At 51.9% G+C, this 4,851-nt stretch carries 3 protein-coding genes; all 3 read left to right on the forward strand.

Going from position 1 to position 4,851, the window contains the following annotated elements:
• Nucleotides 1-332 precede the first annotated feature (332 nt).
• On the forward strand, nucleotides 333-1,382 hold the full coding sequence (locus ACMLHG_RS11415; protein ID WP_417170577.1) for a LacI family DNA-binding transcriptional regulator: 1,050 nt from the start codon (nucleotides 333-335) through the stop codon (nucleotides 1,380-1,382).
• Nucleotides 1,383-1,457: 75 nt separating this feature from the next.
• Nucleotides 1,458-3,524: a DUF6259 domain-containing protein gene (locus ACMLHG_RS11420; RefSeq protein WP_417170578.1), complete on the forward strand. Its 2,067-nt coding sequence runs from the start codon at nucleotides 1,458-1,460 to the stop codon at nucleotides 3,522-3,524.
• A 224-nt stretch (nucleotides 3,525-3,748) separates the two neighbouring features.
• Nucleotides 3,749-4,672, forward strand: coding sequence for a prepilin-type N-terminal cleavage/methylation domain-containing protein (locus tag ACMLHG_RS11425; protein ID WP_417170579.1), 924 nt, complete (start codon nucleotides 3,749-3,751; stop codon nucleotides 4,670-4,672).
• The last annotated feature ends 179 nt before the right edge of the window (nucleotides 4,673-4,851 follow it).

The following is a 4,851-nucleotide window of genomic DNA, read 5'->3' on the forward strand; positions in this document are numbered from 1 at the left end:
GCAAAGGACATGTGTTCACAAAATCAAAAGGTCGGTCACCTTATTTGCCTAATTCATAACAACGTCTTTTGGACTCAGAGAATTTTTCGGTTTTTGCGAAATTCGCTTTTCAGAACAAATGGCCTTTACTCAAAAAACAAAACGGAGCAAGAGCTTTGCAAGGAAAGAACTTGCTCCGTTTTTTACAGAAAGACCATCTGAAGAAGGGATTGTTTTCCGTGAAATTTTGAAATTATCTCTTATATTCCTTGACAAAGAGATCTTTTTGTGTCATAATATACCACAGTCACTTTAACGATCAAGTTGATCGAGATTGAATAGAGAATGAACCTATGCGAGTCCGTCTGAAAGACATTGCAGAAAAATGTGGGGTTTCTCCCGCGTGCATCGGTTATATCCTGAGTGGCAACACACGGTATAAGTTCAGGCAGGAGACTATAGACCGTGTCCGAAAAACCGCGCGGGAACTGGGATACCGGCCCAACCAGATGGCAAAAAATCTTCGCAAACAGGAAAATAAGATCATTCTTTGTGTCTGTGGCAACGTCTGTCAGCATAGCGATGTCGAGCACTTGAAGTGTCTGGAACTGGAACTCGGACTTCGCGGTTACAATCTCATGGTTCAGTTTCTGGTCGATCTCCCGGAGGAACAAAAGCTCGCCTTCCTGAAAAATGTGATCAACTGGCCGGCGGGAATCGTGATTCTCGCACTGGGAATTCATTCCGAAAAAGGTATAAAACAGGTTCAGGAAATTTTCGCCAATGCCCCTCCGACCATCAGCATAATGGGGCAGATTCCGGAAATCAATGCCGATTACATCCGGATCAAGTGGGGCAACGAAAGCCTGCACCAGGTGCTCGACGACTTCCGGCTGCATGGCTTCAAAACGGTCGGCTGCTGCTTGTCCGCAGAAGAATATCGGCGGGGGATTCTGGACTGGTTTCCCGATTTATGTCGGGAGCGGGAACTTACTGGGAAATTTTATTACAGCAGCCCATCGGATAATCCGGTCAGTTATTTTGATTTCGGCGTGGAGATCGCAAAAAAAATCCTTGAAGAAGAGAAGCTCCCCGAAGCATTGTACTGCACTTCGGATGAAATGGCCTTTTCCATCATCGAAGTTTTGCGGCTCCGTGGAGTCCGGGTTCCGGAAGATATCTATATGATCGGCGGCGGAGATTCTGAATTCTGCCGCCATCTCGCCTCGCCCCTGCCGGTGATAGTCCATGATATCCCCGAGGTTGCTGCGGCAGCGGCGGCAGATCTGGTCCGCCGTATTGAGTTGGGGGAAACCATATGCGGCAACTCCCGCTGCGTCTGTGCGATCGGGCGGCATATTTACAGAGACAGAATCCTCAGATGTGAGAAATCGAATTCATAGTTTTTTTATAATTTGTAACTTGAACGATAAAGTTATGATAAAATATTTTCTCTGAAAGCACAGGAAACGACGACGATGACGATGATGATGAGAAATCAGTATAATGAAATCAGGTTCTCCGAACAGGGGGAGCTTGTCGGATTTCTGAACCTCGCGGCTGGGCGCGAGATGATGAATCCTCATCTTCTGTGGAGGCTGATTCTGGATGACGGCGAATGTCTGGAAATCGAGGCGCGCGCCTCGGGAAAGGTCATTTGTTCCGAAATGCCGTCGGAAGTGCGTTTTCAGACCCGGGCTGTCCGGACCGAATTCGGTCAGGAGCTTCCGATCGGGGTGTGCGTCTCTGTGAAAATTCTACCGGGCAGCGTTGCCTGGCAGATTGAAGTGAAAAACAACGCGGAAGGAGTCACTGTCCGGGAGTGCCAGTTCCCGGTTTTCTCCGTTCGGAATCCGGAGCCGCCGATGGAGGTCTGCACGTCCAGACTCATCAGCGAGCGCATCGTCGATCTTCCGGCGCGATTGCGTGAAAGTTTCTCCTTCTACATGGCTCCCGACAACAAGTACCTCCGGAAGGACGAGCTTGCCTTTTATCCCGGCCGCACCTGCTCCATGAATTTCTATCTGCTGCAATGGGAAAAGGACGGGTTCTACTTCGGCTGTCATGATGAAGAGTTTGGAATGACGCTTCACGCTTTTGAAAAGGAGAAGGATTCCGTCAATGTCTTCATGACCCGGTTCCCGTTCCTGAAAGCGGGGAGGAGCTGGAAATCCCCGGCGTTCGTGACAACTTCGTACCCGGGGGATTTCTCCGCCGGAGCCGCAATCTACCGGAAGTGGGCCGACAGCTGGTTCGTTCCGCCGGAGGTCCCGGCGCAGATACGCAGGTCGCAGGGCTGGCAGCGCATCATCCTGAAACATCAGTACGGCGAGTACTTCTTCCGCTACGACGATCTTGAAGCCGCGTATGAGAACGGGAAAAAAGCGGGGCTTGACACGCTGTTTTTGTTCGGCTGGACCAGCGAGGGCATGGATGCCGGATATCCTGCCTATACGCCGGATGCGGCGCAGGGCGGCAAAGAAGCGCTGCGCCGGAGCATCTTGAACGTGCGGACCCGGGGCGGACATGTGATCCTGTATTTCAACGGGCAGCTGATTGACGCGGCGTCCGATTATTACAAATCCGGTGCGGGACAACGGGTTTCGATCAAGCGCGAGGATGGGACGGAGCACCGCGAATATTACAATTTCAGCAATACCGGCTCCTTCTGCCGGGCGTTCATCAACAAGACCTTCGTGGTGGCGTGCCCCTCCTGCCGGGAATGGATTGACATTTTAAAAAGGCACATCGATTTTGCGGCGGAAGTCGGCGCGGATTCGGTTTTCTTCGACCAGCTTGGCCTGGCTTCATATCCGTGCTGCGATCCGGCTCACGGACATGAGATCCCGTTTACCGGGCTGATGAAACAGAAACGGGAGATGCTCCGGGAGTTGTATGAATACGCCCACACGGAATATCCCGGAATGGCGCTGGGCATCGAATGTACCACCGACCAGACCGCGCAATATGCGGATTTCGTTCACACCTGCGGCAATATTGCGCAGGTGTGGAATCCGGGCTGGCGCCAGTTGAACGAACCGCCGCAGGTGAAGGCGGATCACAACCTCTACCGGAGCGCCTTTCCGGAACTGATCCTTTCCGACCGCGATGTCAAAGACGATTCCGACGATGTGATTTTCCGGGTGAACCAGATGCTGCTGCTGGGGATGATTACCGACGCTGCGGTCTTCCGCTGCCGGGCGACGATCGCTTCCGCCCCGTTCTATCAGGAATACCTCGGCCGGGCGAACGCCATCCGCGAGCGGCATCGCGCCGTCCTGCTGGAAGGCGAATTCAGCGCAGCCGGCCATCACTCCGTCTCTGAACCGGGAATTCAGACCAGCTCCTTCCGTCATGAGAACGAGCTGGCGATTCTGCTGACTCAGTCCTGGAAGGATAAACTGACGACGGTTGTTTCCGTTCCGGGATATGTATTCCTGACGTGCGAGTCGATTCGCGGGGATGCGAGCGTCACCGCGGATGGCACCGTGTCACTTCCGCGGGATACCTTCGCGTTTTTGTTCTATGAAAAAAGCGAGGCGTGAGATGAAGTTCGGAGTCGGCGAAAAGCAGAGTCTCAGGTCGCGGGTGCCGCATGCAATGCGGCGAGCTCCCGATGGCAGGGAAGTTCTGATGGCATGTGCAGCTACACATCCCGGGAGCATGGTTGGAAATATCAGGAAAGACAAAGGCGTCCGGCTCCGCGCAGTTTTATTTTGGTTTCGATCGGCAACCATTGATTCCATAAGGTTGAAAAAAGAGAGGTAAAATGATGACATTTCTTCATTCCGGAATCAGAACCAGAGCAGAATTTTTTACCATGATTGAACTTCTCATTGCAATCGCGATCATCGCTGTTCCCGCCGGCAGGGGACTGTCGCTGAGCACCGGGATATGCGCTGTTTCGCTCCTGCTTATCCCGCAGGTAAACTTCGCTTTCCGGAAAAAAAATCAATTTACTCTTATCGAGCTTCTCATCGTAATTGCGATCATCGCCATTCTGGCGGCCATGCTTCTGCCGGCGCTGAATCAGGCCAGGGAAAAGGCAAAAGCGATTACCTGCACCGGCAATTTGAGGCAATCCTACACCGCGTTCAATAACTATGCCTCGGATTATGATGGCTATATGCCGTATTGTCTGGATCCTTACGGGAACCTCCAGTCGTGGGGTATGGCGTATTTCATGAAGGATTGGAACGGTTATGCGGGAGACGTCTGGGAGTATTTCAAGGGGAAAAACATTTATGTCTGTCCGTCTCTCCCCTATATTATAGACAAAACCGGAGTCAGTGGAACAAGCAGTGGCTACCGGGGCAATACCTACGGGCTTCTCTATGGTGCAATGGGGCACAACCTGAAATTCAGTTCCATGCGTCGTGTGCGGGAAACTCCCACGTGGGCTCTGTTTTCCCAGAAGACTCTCCAGAAACCCGTTTCCCAATTGCCGCTGCTGGTGGATTCCGTGAAGAACGATCTGGCTACTGCCGGAACTCTCTGTCAATGGTGGGCGGTCAGGCATAATAGCTCTTATGACGGAGACGGTGCTCCGCATCTGCGGCATTCGAATTCCGCGAATATGGCTTATTTTGACGGCCATGTCGGTTCCGAAAACAGCAGTGCGATCGGAGAAAACAAAGTATTCTGCCGCTGGCGGTTAAGCGATGGCACCGCCATTTTCAGAGATACCCTGTGAACGATGTCCCGCCAAGGGAATCCTCGAAAAAACAAAAGTTTCAGGAAAGATACCATGTATAGGTGACAAGCAATTGTCGGAGTAGAAAAGAACTCCTTTGTCGAGTAACTTTGGAAATTTACTCAAACCAAATTACCGAAAAAGGAGCTCAAAAATGCAGAGAAAAGGTAGTGCCATTC

This window comes from Victivallis sp. (assembly GCF_048170485.1).
In the GTDB taxonomy this organism is placed as follows: Bacteria; Verrucomicrobiota; Lentisphaeria; order Victivallales; family Victivallaceae; genus Victivallis.